This is a genomic window from Parvibaculum sp. (assembly GCF_049651025.1).
Lineage (GTDB): Bacteria > Pseudomonadota > Alphaproteobacteria > Parvibaculales > Parvibaculaceae > Parvibaculum.
In genome coordinates, this window is sequence record NZ_JBASBH010000042.1 from 1 (window position 1) to 18,800 (window position 18,800).

The 18,800-nt window shown below is 60.2% G+C and carries 12 protein-coding genes; 7 read left to right on the top strand and 5 right to left on the bottom strand.

Annotation, left to right across the window (positions count from 1 at the left end; genetic code table 11):
- Positions 1–199: 199 nt before the first annotated feature.
- Positions 200–2,269 carry a 3-hydroxyacyl-CoA dehydrogenase NAD-binding domain-containing protein gene (locus tag WA943_RS05430; RefSeq protein ID WP_424468845.1) on the bottom strand — a complete coding sequence of 690 codons (2,070 nt, stop codon included), beginning with the start codon at positions 2,267–2,269 and terminating at the stop codon, positions 200–202.
- Positions 2,270–2,420: 151 nt separating this feature from the next.
- On the opposite strand from WA943_RS05430, the gene WA943_RS05435 reads away from it, so the two are divergent.
- The 7 genes from WA943_RS05435 to WA943_RS05465 all read left to right on the top strand — a co-directional run bounded on the left by WA943_RS05435 (position 2,421) and on the right by WA943_RS05465 (position 12,270).
- Complete coding sequence (locus WA943_RS05435; RefSeq protein WP_424468846.1) at positions 2,421–3,362, top strand: AAA family ATPase; 942 nt, start codon at positions 2,421–2,423, stop codon at positions 3,360–3,362.
- A 20-nt stretch (positions 3,363–3,382) separates the two neighbouring features.
- Positions 3,383–4,813: a VWA domain-containing protein gene (locus WA943_RS05440; protein WP_424468835.1), complete on the top strand. Its 1,431-nt coding sequence runs from the start codon at positions 3,383–3,385 to the stop codon at positions 4,811–4,813.
- Between the two features lie 143 nt (positions 4,814–4,956).
- Positions 4,957–5,994, top strand: coding sequence for a DUF459 domain-containing protein (locus tag WA943_RS05445; protein ID WP_424468836.1), 1,038 nt, complete (start codon positions 4,957–4,959; stop codon positions 5,992–5,994).
- A gap of 4 nt (positions 5,995–5,998) precedes the next feature.
- Positions 5,999–7,234, top strand: a complete 1,236-nt coding sequence (locus WA943_RS05450) for a GDSL-type esterase/lipase family protein (RefSeq protein WP_424468837.1) — start codon at positions 5,999–6,001, stop codon at positions 7,232–7,234.
- Between the two features lie 146 nt (positions 7,235–7,380).
- Complete coding sequence (locus tag WA943_RS05455; RefSeq protein WP_424468838.1) at positions 7,381–10,236, top strand: autotransporter outer membrane beta-barrel domain-containing protein; 2,856 nt, start codon at positions 7,381–7,383, stop codon at positions 10,234–10,236.
- A gap of 179 nt (positions 10,237–10,415) precedes the next feature.
- Positions 10,416–11,867, top strand: coding sequence for an MBOAT family O-acyltransferase (locus tag WA943_RS05460; protein WP_424468839.1), 1,452 nt, complete (start codon positions 10,416–10,418; stop codon positions 11,865–11,867).
- Between the two features lie 7 nt (positions 11,868–11,874).
- Positions 11,875–12,270, top strand: a complete 396-nt coding sequence (locus tag WA943_RS05465) for a hypothetical protein (protein ID WP_424468840.1) — start codon at positions 11,875–11,877, stop codon at positions 12,268–12,270.
- A 2-nt stretch (positions 12,271–12,272) separates the two neighbouring features.
- Here WA943_RS05465 and WA943_RS05470 read toward each other — a convergent pair whose 3' ends face one another.
- The 4 genes from WA943_RS05470 to WA943_RS05485 all read right to left on the bottom strand — a co-directional run.
- The gene (locus WA943_RS05470) at positions 12,273–13,271 is read right to left on the bottom strand and encodes a Coq4 family protein (protein ID WP_424468841.1); all 999 of its coding nucleotides are present in this window, start codon (positions 13,269–13,271) and stop codon (positions 12,273–12,275) included.
- Positions 13,272–13,338: 67 nt separating this feature from the next.
- A complete protein-coding gene (locus tag WA943_RS05475) occupies positions 13,339–15,972 on the bottom strand; it encodes an ATP-binding protein (protein ID WP_424468842.1) in 2,634 nt (877 codons plus the stop codon).
- Between the two features lie 160 nt (positions 15,973–16,132).
- Entirely contained in the window at positions 16,133–17,551 is a 1,419-nt protein-coding gene (locus tag WA943_RS05480) for a glutamate synthase subunit beta (protein ID WP_424468843.1), read from the bottom strand.
- 1 nt (position 17,552) lies between these two features.
- Positions 17,553–18,800: glutamate synthase-related protein (locus WA943_RS05485; RefSeq protein WP_424468844.1), on the bottom strand; the 1,248-nt coding region annotated here is incomplete at its 5' end.

The following is an 18,800-nucleotide window of genomic DNA, read 5'->3' on the forward strand; positions in this document are numbered from 1 at the left end:
GTCGAGACCCTTATGGGCAAGCGCATATTTTATGCGCCAGACAAAGGGGCTTATCGCGCGGCCATCGGCTGTGACGAGTTCGTAGAGGCGGATCGTCATTTGAGTCTCCCGGAATTCATGCGGGGCGCATGGTGCATCGTCGAAGCAAAACGGGGCGGCTGTTGGGCCGCCCCGTATATTCTATCGCAAATCGAACCGCTCAGAGGTCCTTGAAGCCCTTGCCTTCGGCAACGAGCTTTTCGAGGAGCTTGGCGGGCTTGAAGTCTGCGCCCATCTGGGCTTCGAACTGCTTCATCTTGGCCAGCACCTTGTCGAGGCCGATGGTGTCGCCATAGAACATCGGGCCGCCGCGATAGACGGGCCAGCCGTAACCGTTGATCCAGACGATATCGATGTCGGAAGCACGGATCGCCTTGCCCTCTTCGAGGATCTTCGCGCCTTCGTTGATCATCGGATAGATGCAGCGCTCGATGATTTCCTCGTCGGAAATCGTGCGGCGATTGATGCCCTTTTTCGCGGCGAATTCGAGGATGAGGTCTTCGGTGATCTTCGACGGCTTCGCATTGCGGTTTTCGTCGTAGTCGTAGAAGCCCGCGCTCGTCTTCTGGCCGCGGCGATCCATTTCGCAAAGGCGATCACGGATCGTCTCGCCCTTCGACTTTTCCTTCGACCAGCCGATGTCGAGGCCAGCAAGGTCGGACATGGCAAACGGGCCCATGGGGAAGCCGAAGTCGTAGAGCACGCGATCCACGTCCCAGGGGAGCGCGCCTTCGAGGATCAGCTTCTGCGCTTCACGCTGGCGCTGGGCCAGAATGCGGTTGCCGACGAAGCCGGGGCAGACGCCGACGAGTGCTGCGATCTTGCCGATCTTCTTGGCAATTGCCATCGAGGTGGCGATGACCGGTTTCGAGGTCTTGTCGGCGCGCACGACTTCGAGAAGACGCATGACGTTTGCGGGCGAGAAGAAGTGGAGCCCGATCACGGCTTCCGGGCGCTTTACCGCCGTTGCGATCTCGTCGATGTTCAAGGCCGAGGTGTTTGTCGCCAGGATTGCACCGGGCTTTGCGATCTTGTCGAGCTTGCCAAAGACGTCTTTCTTGACGTCCATGTTCTCGAAGATCGCTTCGATGATGAGGTCGCTGTCCTTCAGGTCGTCAAGTGCGAGCGTGCCTTTCAGCATAGCCATGCGCTTTTCGACATCGTCCTGCGTTATGCGGCCTTTTTTGGCCGTGTTCTCATAGTTCTTGCGGATGACGCCGAGGCCGCGATCAAGCGCGTCCTGCTTCGTCTCCACGATGGTGACGGGGATGCCTGCATTGAGGAAGTTCATTGCAATGCCGCCGCCCATGGTGCCGGCGCCGATGATGCCGACCGTGTTCACGGGAATTTGCGGCGTGTCGGCGGGAACGTCCGGCAGCTTCCAGACCTGACGCTCGGCGAAGAAGACGTGACGCTGCGCAGCCGACTGCGTGCCGGTGACGAGTTCGCGGAAGAGCTTCTGCTCGACCTTGATGCCTTCCGCGAAGGGAAGGTTCACGGCAGCTTCGATGCACTGGATGTTGTATTCCGGCGCGAGGAAGCCGCGGAACTTGCGGGCATTCGCCTTGCGGAAATTCGCGAAGAGTTCCGGGTGAGCGCGGGCTGCTTCCATCTTTTCAGACAGATCGCGCACTTTCTTCAGCGGACGCTTTTCGGCGACGATCTTGTTGGCGAAGGCGATGGCGCCTTCGCGCAGCTTGCCTTCTTCGGTCAGTTCGTCGACGAGGCCCATTTCCTTGGCCGACTTCGCGCCGACATGGCTGCCCGAGGTGACCATTTCGAGCGCCTTTTCAGCGCCGACGATGCGGGGCAGACGCTGCGTACCGCCAGCGCCCGGCAGCAGGCCGAGATTGACTTCCGGCAGGCCGCATTTTGCGGCGGGAACCGCGACGCGGTAATGGCAGGTGAGGGCCACTTCGAGGCCGCCGCCGAGCGCCGTGCCGTGGATCGCGGCGACGACGGGCTTGGAGGCGTTTTCGATCATGTCGAGCGCATCGAAAAGGCTCGGACCCGAGGGGGCCTTGCCGAACTCGGTGATGTCGGCGCCTGCAATGAAGGTGCGGCCTTCGCAGATCAGCACAATCGCCTTGACGGCCGGATTGTCGAGCGCCTGCTTGATGCCGTCATTGATTGCGGTGCGGACGGGCGCCGAGAGCGCGTTGACCGGCGGCGAGTTCAAGGTAAGGACGGCTACCTCGCCCTCAATGCTCAGATCGCCGACTTCGTTGATGGCCGCCATATTTCGCTCCTTTGAAGAGTTTCTGTTTGTGCTTGCGGAATTTTTGTAAGTGCTACCCTATAGCCCAATTGGAACCGAATAAAGCAGGGAAGGGGCGGCGTAAAATGCCCCTCGAACGAAATTGAACAAGGACAATTCAAGGCTGAACGAAGGCGGTGCGGAATCCACCATCGCCTCCATTCAGCAGGGCTTCGAGCGGAGCGGATATATCTGCAACTCGATGATTGCGACCTCGATTTTTCTCGCTGAGCGCTTGCAGAAGCCTTTGCTGGTCGAGGGGCCTCCCGGCGTCGGCAAGACCGAGCTTGCCAAGGCGACGGCGGAGCTGGTCGGAAAGCCGTTGATCCGTCTGCAATGCTATGAGGGGCTTGACGAGGCCAAGGCGCTTTACGAGTGGAAGTACGGCAAGCAGCTTCTCTATACGCAGGTGCTGAAAGAGAAGCTCGGCGATCTGATGGCGGGCGCGCAGGGGCTGAAAGAATCGATCTCGCGCCTGCATGATTTCGACGATACGTTTTTCAGCGAGGAATTTCTGGAGCCTCGTCCGCTTCTGAAGGCGTTGTGGCAGCCGGGCGGAGCGGTGCTGCTGATCGACGAACTCGACAAGTCGGATGACGAGTTTGAAGCCTTCCTGCTGGAAATTCTCTCGGACTATCAGATTTCGATCCCCGAGCTTGGAACGATCAAGGCGCGCACGCCGCCCATCGTTTTCCTGACCTCGAATAATACGCGCGAGATTGGCGACGCTCTGAAGCGCCGCTGCCTGCATCTCTATATTCCGTTCCCCGATACGGCGCTCGAACAGCGGATCATTCGCTCGCGCGTGCCGGAAGTGGAAGAGCGGTTGCGCAAGCAACTCGTCGCTTTCGTGCAAGGCTTGCGCGAACTGGACCTGAAGAAGCAGCCAGCGGTCAGCGAGACCATCGACTGGGCGCGGACGCTTGTGTTGCTCCATGCGCGTGAACTCGATGCCGATCTCGTCCGCCGCACGCTCAACGTGCTGCTGAAGTTCCAGGACGATATCGAGAATGTCGATTCCGAGATCAACGCGCTGACGACCAAGGCGCTGCAAGTCGCGGGCTGAGCCATGAGAGAAGTGCTGCCATGACCGAAGTTCTGGGCGACTTCATCCGCGCGTTGCGGGCGGCGGATGTGCGCGTTTCGACGTCGGAATCGATCGATGCCGGCAATGTCATGGACCTTGTGGGTCTCGGCAATCGGCATGTTCTGCGCGATGGGCTTTCGCAGGTTCTCGCCAAGAGCGAGGATGAAAAGCAGGCGTTTCGCGAGACCTTCGACCGTTTCTTCGCTTTCGACCAATTCAAGTCGCGCAAGCCCGGCGAGGCGAGCGAGGACTCTGGCGAGAGCGAGGAGCAGAGCGAAGGTGGCGAAGGCTCGCCGCAGCAGGGCCAGTCCGGTGGCATGCCCGGACCGGGCGGCGGCGGCATGGAGGGCGAGCCGGGCGGCGATGCGCCGAGCGCGGAAGATCTCGTTTCAATGCTTGAAGGCGGCGATCAGGCGGCATTGCAAATAGCGCTTGCGGAGGCTGCGCGGCAGGCACAACTCAACCGGATCAGGCTTTTCACGCAGCGCGGCATGTATGTGCGGCGCATGATGGAGATGATGGGGCTCAACGAGCTTCAGGACGAGATCGAGCGGCGCGAAGATCGTGGCGAGCAGGCGCGGGCCGACACATTGCGCGGGCTTCGCGACCAGTTGCGCGAGGACGTTCGCAACTATGTCGAAAAGCAGCTTGAGATATTCACGGCAAATGCCGGGCGGCAGCTTCGCGAGGAAGTTCTGAGTCAGGTGCGGCTCGGCAATATTGACGCGCGGGACATGAAGATCATGCGCGTTCTCGTCGCCAAGATGGCCAAGCGCCTCGTTGCGCTGCATTCGCGACGCAAGAAGGTCGATCGGCGCGGACAGCTTGATGTACGCCGTACGATCCGCGCCAATATCGAATATGACGGGCTTCTCTTCCATACAATCTGGAAACAGAAAAAGATCGACCGCCCGAAAGTGATGGCGATCTGCGACGTGTCAGGATCGGTGGCGCAGGTCGCGCGGTTTCTTCTGATGTTTCTCTACAGCATTCAGGAAGTGCTGCCGCGCGTGCGCTCCTTCGCTTTTTCGGGGCAGCTCGGCGAGACGACGCAGATGTTCGAAACGACGCGCAAGATCGAAGAGGCGATCACCAGCGCGCTTCGCGAGCATGGCGGCGGCTCGACAGATTACGGTCAGGCCTTTGTCGATTTCGAGCGCCTTGCGCTTGACGATGTCGATCACCGTACCACTGTGCTGATCCTCGGCGATGCGCGATCCAATTACGGCAATCCGCGCGGGGATATTCTGAAGAAGATCCATGCCCGCGCCCGTCGCGTTATCTGGCTCAATCCGGAGCCGCAAAGCATGTGGAATTCGGGCGATAGCGAAATGCGCCGCCTGCAGCCCTATTGCGATACGGCCAAGACCTGCGCCTCGCTCAAGGACCTCGAGCGGGTGGTGTCCGAGCTTTTGCGCCACGCAAGCTGAGCCGATTGGCAGCGCTTTGATACTTCGATAGAGTGGATTTGTCCCGTTTTGGTGCGTTTGCCGCGCATTTTTCGGGGCATGGTGTCTGCAATGGGGATTGTCGCAGAGCCATTTCTGCACGTTTGAAATTTATCGGGGGCCGTGTGGCTGGGGCAGTTTTCCTGCGCATCTTTCTTGCGGCGCTTTCGCTGGTGTTTTTTGCCGGTGGCGCGACGGCAAAGCCTCTGTCGCTGATACCGCCCGATCTCGCTGCTGCGCCTTCGGCCTTGCAGGTGCCGCCCGCACCCGTGTCGAAAGCCGCATTGACGACCACGACCCCAGTACCTGTTCCGGCGCCGGTTGCTGCGCCTGCTCAAGCCGCCATTCCCGCTGAGCCCAAAGAACAGGCGGCGAAGACGCGCTACAACGTCGTCGTCTTCGGCGACTCGCTTGGCGATGGCCTATGGGCCGGGCTTTATCACACCTTGCGGAAGGACAAGCGCTTCAACGTTATCCGCAAGTCGCGCGTTGCGACGGGGTTCGTGCGCAAGGACTATTTCGACTGGAGCGAAGGCGTGCGCGAGGCCGCCGCAGAAACGCATATCGACATTGCCGTCATCATCATGGGTACGAATGACCGGCAGACGATTGTCGAAGATGGCGCACGCCATGCTCTCTTCACCCCGAAGTGGCGCGAAGTTTACGAGGCGCGCGTCGATGATTTCACGGTGACGCTCAAGGCGTCAGGCGCGCGCATCTATTGGGTGGGTTTGCCCGTCATGCGCGGCGCCACCTTCGAGAGCGACATGGAAAATTTCAGCGCGATATTTGAAAAGCGCGCGGTGGCAAACGGCATCATTTTCGTGCCGACCCATGATCTCGTTGCCGACAAGGACGGAAAATATTCTGCTTACGGACTTGATACGTCGGGCCGCAAGCGGCTGTTGCGGGCGGAAGACGGCATCCATTTCACGATGGAAGGCTATGATCTGCTTGCGCACGCGGTCCGCGACACGATCCTGCGCGATGTGGACAGCGGCGTCGTGGCTGCCGGCGCTTCAACGGGCATTATTTCCAGCGCTGCAGCGGAAGCACAACCAAAGTCGGCGGCCTCGATTGGATTGAAGGCGCAAATATATGATGTGGCGGAAGGCCGTCCTGGCCGTAGCGACGACTGGCGCTGGAGTGAGGTCACGCGCTGAGTGCATGACCGTCGCGATGCGAATGGCGCGGCTTGCAAGCTGGCGGCGTGTCGGCATCCTTTTCGTTTTTCCGGCTTTGATTTCAGCTTGTGCTGCGGCACCGAATTGCCCGGAAGTTGCGCCGCCGCCCGGACTGCAGAAGTTTTATACGGCGCTTGATGCGGTAAAATCGGGTCGGCGGAAAACGCCCGTCAATATCCTGCATCTGGGCGACAGCCACATCGCGCTTGACCATATGACGGGCGTATTGCGCGCGCGCTGGCAGGCGGAGTTTGGCGATGCGGGTCGCGGATTGCCGCCGGGGGTGGCCTATCCCTATTACGCGCCGCAGTCCTATTCGGTCACGATGAGCGGACCATGGGATGTGGCGTCCAGTCTCAAAGCGAGCGCGGACGGCCCGTTCGGTATCGCGGGCTTTCGTGTCTCGTCGGCGAGCACGGCCGCAGAAATAAAGCTGCAGACGGCGCGCGAGATCAACGCCGTCGAAATCGACGCTGTGGGCGAGCCTGCAAGCGGATCGCTGCTGCTGCGGATCGACGATGCGGCGCCGCTGCGTCTTTCGACGCGGAATGCATTGCCGGGTCTGGTGCGGCTGCACGTCCCGGCTGCGGCGGCGCATCGTGTTTCTCTTTCGCCGGCGGGCGACGGGCCGATCGCTTTGCTTGGCTGGGCGATGCTTACGGGCAAGCCCGGCATTCGCTATGACAGCTATGGTATCTCCGGCGCAACCGTTGACGTCATCGACCACTGGGACGCCGCCATTGTCGATGAACAGGTCAGACGGCTTGCGCCCGATCTCATCATGCTCGGCTATGGCACGAATGAGGGCTTCAACGACCGGCTCGACATCAAGGCCTATGCGGCCCGCTTTGAAGCCTTGATCGAGCGCCTGAAGCGCCTCGCGCCGGAGGCATCGATTGCCGTACTCGGCTCCTTCGATGGCGCGCGGCGCGCGAGGCCGGGTGACGTAAAAACCTGTGGCGATGGCTGGGCGACGCCGCTGAAGCTCGGGCCTTTGCGCGAAGTGCAGAGGCTGGTTGCGCAGAGGACAGGCGCTGCCTTTTTCGACAGTTCCCGCGTCATGGGGTCGGCCTGCGGCATGGAACAATGGGTGCGCGCCACCCCGCCACTCGCCTGGCCCGATCACGTTCACCTGAGATCGGAAGGCGCCCGCCGCGCCGGTGCGGCACTCTGGACTGATTTGATGGGCGCATATGAAGCAGGGCGGTGCGAACCGTAGCTATGGACTATGCTAATTTTTCTCGCGTTATCTTGAACTGGTCCGGCCGGGTCCTCTGGTGGCTTGGTAAAATAGTCGGTTTACCTGCGACGGAATATCGTGAAACTCTCGTTTCTAGGGTTCTAGACATATTCGGGGGGCTTCACGTGACGTCATTTTCGTTTGCCGTTCGGCGCAATTCGCGTCGCGGCGTCGGCATTTCATTGGCTGCGGTCGCGGCTCTTATGTGCACGACGAGTCTTACCCGGGCCGATGATCTGACTATCCCGAACGGGACGACGATCACCGACCCTATTTTCACATCGACGGCAGAAAATGGCACCCCGGGCAGCGTGATTGTCGAGGTGGGTGCGTCAGTCACACTGGGTGCGGCCGCCACCGATCCTGCCATCACCATCGATAGCGGTGCGGCATCGGTGACCAATGCCGGCACGATCAAGGCGGTGGCGGCTGATCAGGTCGGCATTTCTGCGGCAGTAGCGACGACGGGCGGTATCAAGAACACGGGCACCATCACCACCGGTACAGCGGAAGTCAAAGACGCCACCGGCGCGGTAACGACTGCGGCCATAGGCGGTGGTCCGGCGATCCATGTCGAGGCTGACCTCGGAACCGGTATCGACAATACGGGCACGATCACCACCACGGCCTCGGCGACCAATCCCTTTGCCGTTCTCATCGAGACGAATGGTGCGCCGGTGACGATCGGCAATGTCGATGACGCCACGCCTGCGCTTGCTTATTCGCTCCACAATAGCGGGAGCATTCTTGCCAACGGCTATGACGCAACGGCGGCCGCGGTTGCGCTCGGCCTTCGTGGTCAGGACGCTGTAAACAGCGTGACGCTGAGCGGTATTCATAATGAAAAGGGCGTCATAAGGGCGACCTCGGTCGACGCAGATGCGACAGCCATAGATATCGGCCAGTTCGTCACGCTTGGCGACGGCGCGACCACGGGCCTTGTCAACACCGGGACCATTAGTGCAGCCGTCGCAGCGGCCACGACAGCATCGACGGCGACAGCGGTTCGCATCGGTGCCGATGCGACCGTGAACACGATCGACAATAGCGGCGCCATTCAAGCAACGACGAGCGGAACGGTAGGCGGCGATGCATATGCCATCGATATCGACGCCGCGGGTACGCTGGATGAAATCAAGAATACGGGAACGATTCTTGCCACCTCGTCCAGTGACGGTACGACAGCGACGGCCATTCGCGATCTATCCGGTATGCTGACGACAATCGACAACGGCGAGAAGGGCATCATCACGACGGCGACCACCGCGACGGGTCGAGCGATCGCGCTCGATCTCAATTCGGCAACTGCGAATACGACCGTGAAGAATGCCGGCACCATCAAAGGCGATATTCTGCTTGGTGACGGCAACTACACATTCGAAGCAACGGGCGGCGCGATTGCCGGCAACATCGAGGTGGATGGCGCTACCAGTATTTTCAACTTGAGTGGCACTGCCGTTCTCAAGGCGAGCAGCATACTGACAAATGCAGGCACTCTTGATCTCAACGCCGGTTCGGGAGCGACATTCCAGGCCGGTGCGGGTGACTTCGATGCGACGACGGCAGTATTCAATTCCGGCGCCATTTTTTCCGCAACCTATGACGCAGTGGCGGGCACGCAAGGCGGCATATTGAAGGCCGGTGCGGCAACGTTTCATGACGGAGCGATCGTCGACATCGAGCTTACTTCTTATCTCGGTTCGGGCACGGCGGTGATCACGCTGGCCGAGACGACCGGGAGCCTTACTCTGGACACGCCTGGTGACACATCCGGTCTGGTCATTGGCGGCATCGGCGCCGGTTACAATGCGGCGGTTGATCTGGCCAATGCGGGTGCCGATCTTGTTGTCACGCTGTCGCGCAAAACGGCCGCGCAACTGGGCCTCAGCCGCAATGTCGCAGCAATCTATGACGCTGCGCCGACCGCCCTGGTGGCCGATACGGCTTTTGGCGTAGCCGTCGGCAATCTCGCGACCGAGGACGAAGTGCGGGCGGCTTATGCCCAGCTTCTGCCGGACCTCAGTGGTGCGCGCGAGCAGCAGGCGATCCGTGTTCAGGATGTGACGGCTGGTATCGTCAGCGACCGACTGGATCTTCTGCGTACGAGTGAGCAGAGCGTCGGCTATGGCGGCAATCTGCGTTCCAAGAAGTTCCGTGGCGCAGGTTTCTGGGCGCAGCAGGGCGTGTCATCTGAAAAAGGAAAGGGCGGCACGGATTCGCTGTCCTATAGCGGCAATCTCTACACGCTCGCCCTCGGCTACGATTCCCGCGACAGGGATGGCGACGTTTGGGGCGGCGCTCTGACTTATTCGGCAATGAACTACTCGACGGGCAGGGCGACCGAGGACAACCTCAGCCAGTCGACGATGATCCAGGTCTATCGCTCCATGAACAGAGGCCCGCTCTTCTGGGATACGTTCGGTGCGCTCGGCTGGAACAGCTACGAGGCCTATCGCAATGTCACGGTCGCGGCTATCTCGCGCAACACCAGCGCGAGTTGGTCGGGCTATCAGGCTGGCCTTTCCAGCCAGGTTGGCTATTCGGCAGTTTGGGGTCCGATTGCAGTCCGCCCGTCTGTCGGCGCGTCCTATACCTTTCTTCAGCAGGAAGCATTCAAGGAGAGCGGCGGCGGTATGGGCGTCGATCTGGAGATCGATTCCAATTCGTTCCAGTCGCTTCGCGCCAATGCAGAGCTTCGCGTGACGGGTATTTTTGGCGGCGATACGAAGATCGCACCGTTCGTGCGCGGTGGTATTTCGCATGAGCTTCTTGAAGCGCGCGGCGAAGCCCAGGGGAAATTCGTGGCGGGTGGCCCGTCCTTCTCATTGCAGGGCGAGACGCTCGACAAGGACGTGCCTTTCGTCGGCGCGGGCGTTTCGGTCGTTGGGGGCTACTCGCGTCTTTCGCTTGAATATACCGGTCAGCTCGGCAGCAAGTTCACGTCGCATCAAGCGGCGGCGACTTTCTCGCTGATGTTCTGACAGCGTCAAGACAGGCTCGGGCGTTAACCATAAGTCCAGCTAAAGATTGAGCTTTTTCGGTGGCTGTCCGATATTGGGACAAGCCGTCAAGGCCCTCCTTGGTGGCATGATCGCGCTGGAATCCTTGAGTCAGGTTTCCGGCGCGTTCCGTTATGGGCGCAACCGGGGCTGACCAACGCATGCTTTTTCCGACAATCGAGTTCGGAATTTTCTTTCTGATCGTTTTCACGGTCAGCTGGGGCATGCGCTGGACGCCGAACCCGCGTAAATGGTTTCTCGTTGGCGCGAGTTATTTCTTTTACGGCTGGTGGGACTGGCGCTTCACGCTTCTTCTGTTCGGCACGACGCTTGTCAATTATCTGGGCGGACTGGCGCTGGGCCGGACGGAGCGCGCAGGTTTGCGCAAGTTCATCGTCGGTGCGACCGTCGCCGTCGATCTCGGCGTGCTCGCATTCTTCAAGTATTACGATTTTTTCCTAACATCGCTCGACGGCATGCTGACCTCGCTCGGGCTGCAGCGCGATCTGCCCTTTCTGGAAATCATCCTGCCGATCGGCATTTCCTTCTTCACCTTTCAGGGCATTTCCTACGTCGTCGATGTCTATCGCGGGCTCATCAAGGCCGAGCGCTCGCTTCTCGATGTGATGCTGTTCAAATCGTTTTTTCCGCAGCTCGTCGCTGGACCCATCGTGCGCGCTGCCGATTTTCTTCCGCAGCTTCATGCGCCGGCGCGGCTGACGCGTGAACATGTTGCGGTGGGCGTGGTGCTGATCCTGTCGGGCCTCGCCAAGAAAATGGTGATCGCCAACTATCTTGCGACCGAGCTTGTCGATCCGGTGTTTTTTGATCCCACGGCGGTCGGCGCGCTCGATCTGCTGGTCGGCATTTATGGCTATGCGATCCAGATCTATTGCGATTTCTCAGGCTATAGCGATATCGCCATCGGCGTTGCCGCTCTGCTTGGCTATCGCTTTCTGCCGAATTTCGACCAGCCCTATCGCGCGGCGAGCCTGCAGGATTTCTGGCGGCGCTGGCACATATCGCTCTCCACCTGGCTGCGCGACTATCTCTACATTCCGCTTGGCGGCAACCGAAATGGCGAAGCGCAGAGATATCGCAATCTCTTTCTCACCATGTTTCTCGGTGGGTTGTGGCACGGCGCGGCGTGGACGTTTATTTTCTGGGGCTCGTTTCACGGCGCCATGCTTGGTTTCGAGCGCTGGGCGCGGACGAAGCTCGATGAATTCGTGCCGTCGCATAGTGATGAGCCGGGCATTTTTGGGCGTGCAGGTAACTTCGCGCAGCATGTCGTCGGCGTCGTGTGGACGTTTCATCTTGTCTGTTTTGCGTGGATATTTTTCCGCGCCAGCGATTTTCCGACCGCCTGGGATTATCTGAAGGGCTTTGCGAACTGGTCGGCGGCCAATGAACATGTCACGCCATTTCTTGTCGGTCTCGTCGCGCTCGGCATGTTGTTCCAGTTCACGCCGCGCGATCTCGGACGCGAGTTGGCATTGGGTTTGCGCTCGCTGCCATCGCTCACGCTCGGGCTGCTTCTGGGCTCCGGCATTCTCATGATCTGGGCGCTGGCGCCAGAGGGCGTTGCGCCTTTCATCTACTTCCAGTTCTGAGGATGCCATGCTCGATCTGATCGAAACAAATCGTGAGGCGGAAGCGGAAGTTGAAACCGTCACCGTGATCGGCATGGCGCGCGAGGCTGAAACGCGGCGCAATGTCGGGCGTTTCATCCGCGCCATGTGGGTGGCTGTCTTCATGCTGCTGCTTTTCAACAGCGCGCAACTTGTGACCGTGGTGAACGGCTTTGGCGTAGGGCCGGTGCAGGACACGGTGGTTGCCGTGGTGACGACCTGGAACGAGCAGATGGAGAAGAACGGGCTGTCAAAGCCGGTCGAGGTGGTTCGCGGCTGGGTGGTTCGAATGCGCGATGCGAAATGGAGCGATCTTCCCACCGCGCATGTGAACGAGCGGGGCGCACAGATTTTGCGTGGCCCGCAAGACGGCGAGCGCGGCTGAAATCAAGCCGCGTCGCGCACCTGCTCGATGAGATCGGCGGGGAAGATGCTTTCAAAAGCCGAGATGCCATGACGGGCGCGGATTTCCGTGATCGGAAGGTGCCACTCGCTCTCCCAGTCGATGGCCATGAAGGCGGGCATCTGGCGACCGTGCAGCCAGCCTTCGGCGATGAGCTGCATGATAAGGTTGAAGCCTTCCGGTGCCTTGAAGCGCGAGGCCGCTACCGCCGTGGCAATCAACATGGCGGAATAATCGTGCCCGAATTGCGCGAGTTGAAATGCTGAAATGCCAATCTCCTGCAGCACTGTCGTGCGATAGCCGCCGACAAGATGCCAGACGTCATGCATCTGGAGAATGCGCGTATTGAGGTAGCTCAGCGCGGGCGACAGGTTGGCAAGGCCGATTGCCTCACGGTCGAGAACTTCGAGATTGAAATTATTGTCGACGATCAGGCGATAGAAGTCGTGGCCGAGCGAACCCTCGGGCTGACGGCCAAGTGTTTCGAGCGTCAGTCGCGGCGGCATATCCCGGTGCGCGGCATCGATGGCGCCCGGATGCGTTTTGACGGCCCGTTCGGCATGCTCGTTGAAGCCTGCGGCGCGATTGGCGGCAAGCGAGGCAACGCGGGCGGTGATTTCGTCGCCGCCTGTGGATGGGTTGGGATCGCAGACGAAGCCCCAGAAGTCGTTCCAGAAGGCATCGCCCAGCGCGCCGGGTTCGGAGAGTTCGGCAAGGTTCGCGCGCTGCTGCTGCGGCGTCGCAAGCGCCTCGGGTGCGAGATCGAACCAACCGCGTGTCACGTCGTCCATGAGGGCGACGGCGACGGTTGGCGTGATGAAGGCGATGCGGACGATGGCAGCGGCCACCATGTCCGCGGCTTCATTGTCACCGGCCTTTGCGGCGCGTGTCCGCTCTTCCAGCGAGAAGCCCGGCTGGTTGAATGTGCTCCCGAAATCCTTCACCAGGGTTTCGAAGGTGCGCTGCTCGATTGTCCGTATCAAAGGTCTGCTCTCCTGATTTTGGCGCGGACCCTAATATGTAAATGTACCGTAGTCTAGTTTTTGATCGTCAGCCATTATCGAGGACTTTTCGCACATGCCTTGCGAGTTCGGCACGGCGATATGGCTTGCTCAGCAATTCGACGCCAGCGTCGAGCTTGCCGTGATGGACAACGGCATTTTCCGTATAGCCGGTCGTGTAGAGCACCTTGAGCGAGGGCTTCGTCTTTTTGACGCTGTCGGCAAGCTGGCGTCCGTTCATGCCGCCGGGCAGTACGACGTCGGTGAAGAGCAGGTCTATTTCAGTGCCGCTTGCGAGGACGGCGAGCGCGGCGTTGGCGTCTATCGCTTCTATGACGGTGTAGCCCAGCGCGCGCAATTGCATGGCAACATAGACGCGCACCGCCTCCTCATCCTCGACCACGAGAATTATTTCCGAGCCGGTCGTCGCGCCTGACGGATTTTCGGCGACGATATCGCTCTCGGCCTGGTTGCCGACGCTTCGGGGTAGGTAGATGCGCACTGTCGTGCCGTTGGCACTCTCGCTGTAGATCTTGATGTGGCCTTGCGATTGCTTGACGAAACCATAGACCATGCTGAGGCCGAGGCCGCTTCCCTTGCCGACTTCCTTGGTCGTGAAGAAGGGATCGAACGCCCGGTTCAACACGTCTGCCGACATGCCGCTTCCGGAGTCCGAAACCGCGATCAGCACATACGCGCCTTCAGCCGCTTCCGGATTGCGTGCCACATAGTCTGCATCAAGCTCCGTGTTGGTGGTCTCGATGGTCAGGACGCCGCCATCCGGCATTGCATCGCGCGCGTTGATGGCGAGATTGAGAATGGCCGATTCCATCTGCGCGGGATCGGCGGCGACAAACCAGAGCTTGTCGTCGAGATCGATATGGATGCGGATATCTTCGCCCAGAATTCTGCCCATCATGTCGACCATGCGGGTCGCCAGCGCATTCACGTCGAGTTCGGTGGGGCGCAGGACCTGACGGCGCGCAAAGGCGAGCATGCGATGAGAAAGCTCCGCGCCGCGCTGCGCGGCCGTCTCGATCATGCGGGCGAGATTTCCGAGTTCCGGCCTGTCGGTCAATTGTTCGCTCAGGATTTCGGCATTGCCCATAACGACGGTGAGCAGATTGTTGAAATCATGCGCGACGCCGCCTGTCAGGCGACCGACGGTTTCCATCTTCTGCGCCTGAACGAGTTGGGCCGCCGTGGCAAGCTCGTCGCTCTTGTCGCGTGCGATGGAGATATAGGCGGAGGGGCCGTCATCGACGAGTTGTATGGCCGCAGCGTGGATTTCCAGCCAGCGGTGTTTGCCTTTCTGATCGACAATCTGGACGGTGGTTGAATGCGTCGCGCCGTTGAGCACGGAATTGACGTGCTCTTTGTAACGGTCGCGATCCTCTTCAACGACCATGGGAGACAGAGGCTTGCCTCGTATGGCGTCCACGCTGTCGACGCCGATGATTTCCAGCCCGGCCCGATTTACGTCGAGCACATTCAGATTGTGATCGAGCAGGGTCACGCAGGCGGGCTCCGTATCGAAGATGCGCTTTACCCTTTCATTGCTGCGGCGAAGCTCTGCCTCGCGTGTGGCGAGCGATGTTGCCATGGCGTCAAAGGCAGTCGCGAGCGCGCCGATTTCGTCGGAGCGGGGTTTCAGTTTCACGCGTGCGGTGAGATCGCCAAGGGTCAAACGCTTGGCTGCCGCCTGAATGGCTTCGATGGGACGCAGCACCGTGCCCCTGATGAAAAAATAGGTGCCGATCAGAATGATCGTGAAGACGATGCCGATCGCGATGCCCGATGACTGGATGGGCTTGATCACTGTCGCGGCGACGCGGCTTGCGGGAATGCCGATGATGATGGACATGGCGCGGATCGTGGCCTTGTCGGCGCCCGGCATCGCCTGATTGCTGACGCGCGAGGAAGTGGCGGCAAAGAGGTGGGCGAATTTGTCGAAGCCTTTGCTCTCCATGACGAAGGTTTCTTCCGCCGTCATGGCGCGTCTGGCGACATCCCAGTGGGCGATATTTTCGCCCACGCGCATGCCGCTATTTTCGGTGGTGACGAGAACATTGCCCGACTTGTCGATGACCGTTATCGAGGAATCTGCGGGCAAATGCGGCAGATTGACGATTTCTTTCAGGTAATCGGTTTCGAGCGTGAGGGCGAGCACCTGCTCGATTTTACCATCCGGCCCTTTTAGCGGCAGGGAAAAAACGACGATGCCGTTATGCGTGACAGGGCTGATGAGATAATTGCCCATCGTGAATTCGCCCGTCTCCATGGCCTCGTCGAACCACGACATTCCTTTCATGTTTTGCGAGGCATCGCCCGGACGCGCCGCGCAATAAATTTTGCCGTCAGGGTAGACCGAGCCGATATTCGCGTAGCCGATCGAGCTTTCAAGGAAGAAGAGGGCAACGTCGCTGCAATCTTTCGCGTTCAATCCACGAACACGCTGGAAACCCGACATGGCGTGGAGGGTTGAGAAGGTGTTGCGAACAATCTGGGTCTTGAGTGTGTCGGCAAAGTCGCTCGTGCGGCGCGCCGTTTCCAGCGACAACTCATTCGCGACGTTTCTATATTGCTTCAGCGCGACAAAGCCGACTGCGGCGCCGACGAGAAGGCAAACGCAAAGGAAGCCGAGCACCCTCAGCCCAATTCCGGCGTGGAAACGAGATGGCATGACGCAAAGTCCCCCAAGGCTCAGATCATGCCGTAGTGAAGGCGTCCCGCATGATTATGTCCAGCGACGTTGTCCGCCAATGCGCGTAATGCGGATGAAACCACGACAAAAAGGCCCCCGGGGGTCAAACCGGGAGCCTTTACGTCAGAAAATGACCTTCTCAGCGGGGAAGTGTGGTCTCGCCCATCAGGAAGAGATCGACTTCGCGTGCGGTCTGGCGGCCTTCACGGATCGCCCAGACGACCAGAGACTGGCCGCGCCGCATGTCGCCTGCGGCGAAGACCTTGTCGAGACTGGTCTTGTAGGTTGCCGTGTCGGCGGCCACGTTGCCGCGCTTGTCGAGTTCGACGGCAAGCTCCTTCAGCATGCCCTCATGCACGGGCGAGACGAAGCCCATGGCGAGCAGCACGAGATCGGCCTTCAACTCGAATTCACTGCCGGGAACGGGCTGCATCTTGTCGTCGAGGCGCACGCATTCGATGGCTTTCACCTTGCCTTCGTGTCCGATGATGCGTCGCGTCATCACGGCAAAGTCGCGCGCGGCACCTTCAGCCTGGCTTGACGAGGTACGCATCTTCAGCGGCCAGTCGGGCCAGGTGAGGAGCTTGTTTTCCTTTTCCGGGGGCATCGGCATGATTTCAAGCTGCGTCACCGAAACAGCGCCCTGACGGAACGATGTGCCGATGCAGTCCGAGCCCGTGTCGCCGCCACCGATGACGATAACGTGCTTGCCGCCTGCAAGGATCGGTTCGACATTCATCAGCGGTTCGTCCGAGACGCGGCGGTTCTGCTGCGGCAGGAAATCCATGGCGAAGTGCACGCCGCGAAGGTCGCGGCCTTCAATGGGCAGGTCGCGCGCATGTTCCGCGCCACCTGACAGGACGACCGCATCGAATTCGCCGACCAGTTCGGATGCCTGTCTGTCGACGCCGATATTCACGCCGTAGTGGAAGGTCACGCCTTCGGCTTCCATCTGCGTCACGCGACGGTCGATGGTGTGCTTTTCGAGTTTGAAGTCCGGAATGCCGTAGCGCAGCAAACCACCGGCCTTGGCGTTCTTCTCGAAGAGATGAACGTCGTGGCCTGCGCGGGCAAGCTGTTGCGAGCAGGCAAGGCCGGCAGGCCCCGAACCGATGACGGCAATCTTCTTGCCAGTCTTGTGTGCGGGCACGTCCGGCTTGATCCAGCCTTCAACCCAGCCGCGATCGACGATGGCGCATTCGATCGTCTTGATGGTGACCGGATTGTCGTTGAGGTTCAGCGTGCAGGAGGCTTCGCAGGGTGCCGGGCAGATGCGGCCCGTGAACTCCGGGAAGTTGTTTGTCGAATGGAGGTTGCGCAGCGCCTCCTGCCAGTTGTCGCGGTAAACGAGATCGTTCCAGTCGGGGATCTGGTTGTTCACCGGGCAGCCATTGTGGCAGTAGGGGATGCCGCAATCCATGCAGCGCGCCGCCTGATCGCGCACGGCTTCGGCGCCGAGCGGGATCACGAACTCCTTGAAGTTACGGATACGATCGGACGCTGGCAGGTACTTGCGATCCTGCCGGTCGATTTCCAGAAAGCCGGTTATCTTTCCCAATTCACTCTCCCGCCGCTGCGATCGTCTGAGCGCTCATTTCCTGCGCCCGTTCCATTTCCTTCAAGGCGCGCCGATATTCGACCGGCATCACTTTGCGGAATTTCGGCAGCATGGCGCTCCAGTTTGCCAGTATCGATTTTGCGCGCCCGGAGTTTGTGTAGCGGGCGTGGTTTTCGATGAGCTGGCGCAGACGCTCGGCATCGAAGCGCGTCATGTCGGACATGACGTCAACGCGGCCGTGGCTTTCAAGATCGCCGCGCTGATGGTGCAGCTTCTCCATAAGCGCGAGTTCTGCTTCGACGGGTTCGAGATCGACCATCGCCATGTTGCAGCGCTTTTCGAACATGCCGTCTTCGTCCAGCACATAGGCGATGCCGCCCGACATGCCGGCTGCGAAGTTGCGGCCCGTTTGTCCAAGCACGACGACAATGCCGCCGGTCATATATTCGCAACCATGGTCGCCCGTCCCTTCGACGACCGCGATGGCGCCGGAGTTTCTGACGGCGAAGCGTTCGCCCGCGACGCCGCGGAAGTAGCATTCGCCGCTGATCGCGCCATAGAGCACAGTGTTGCCGACGATGATCGAGTGTTCCGGCACGATGCGTGTATTGGCGGGCGGGTAGACGATGAGGCGTCCGCCCGAAAGACCCTTGCCGACATAGTCGTTGGCCTGGCCTTCAAGTTCGAGCGTCACGCCATGCGCGGTCCATGCGCCGAAGCTCTGCCCGGCAGTGCCGTTGAACTTCACATGGATCGTGTCTTCGGGCAGGCCCGCATGGCCATAGGCCTTTGCGATGACGCCGGAAAGCATCGCGCCTGCCGTGCGGTCGGTATTGCCGATCGACATCTCGATCTGCACCGGCTTCTTTGCCTTGATCGCCTCGCGCGAGAGCTCGATCAGCTTGCGGTCCAGCACATGCTCGATGTTATGCGCCTGATTCTCGCTCTTGTAGATCGAGACATCCTTGGGCACATCGACTTTGTGGAAGAGGCGCGTGAAGTCGAGGCCTTGCGTCTTCCAGTGATCGACGAGCTTGCGCTTGTCGAGCATCTGGATCTGGCCAATCATTTCGTTGAAGGTGCGATAGCCGAGCGTTGCCATGATCTCGCGCACTTCTTCGGCGACGAAGAAGAAGTAGTTGATGACATGCTCGGGCATGCCGACGAAACGCTTCCTGAGTTCAGGGTCCTGCGTTGCGACGCCGACAGGGCAGGTGTTCAGATGGCACTTGCGCATCATGATGCAGCC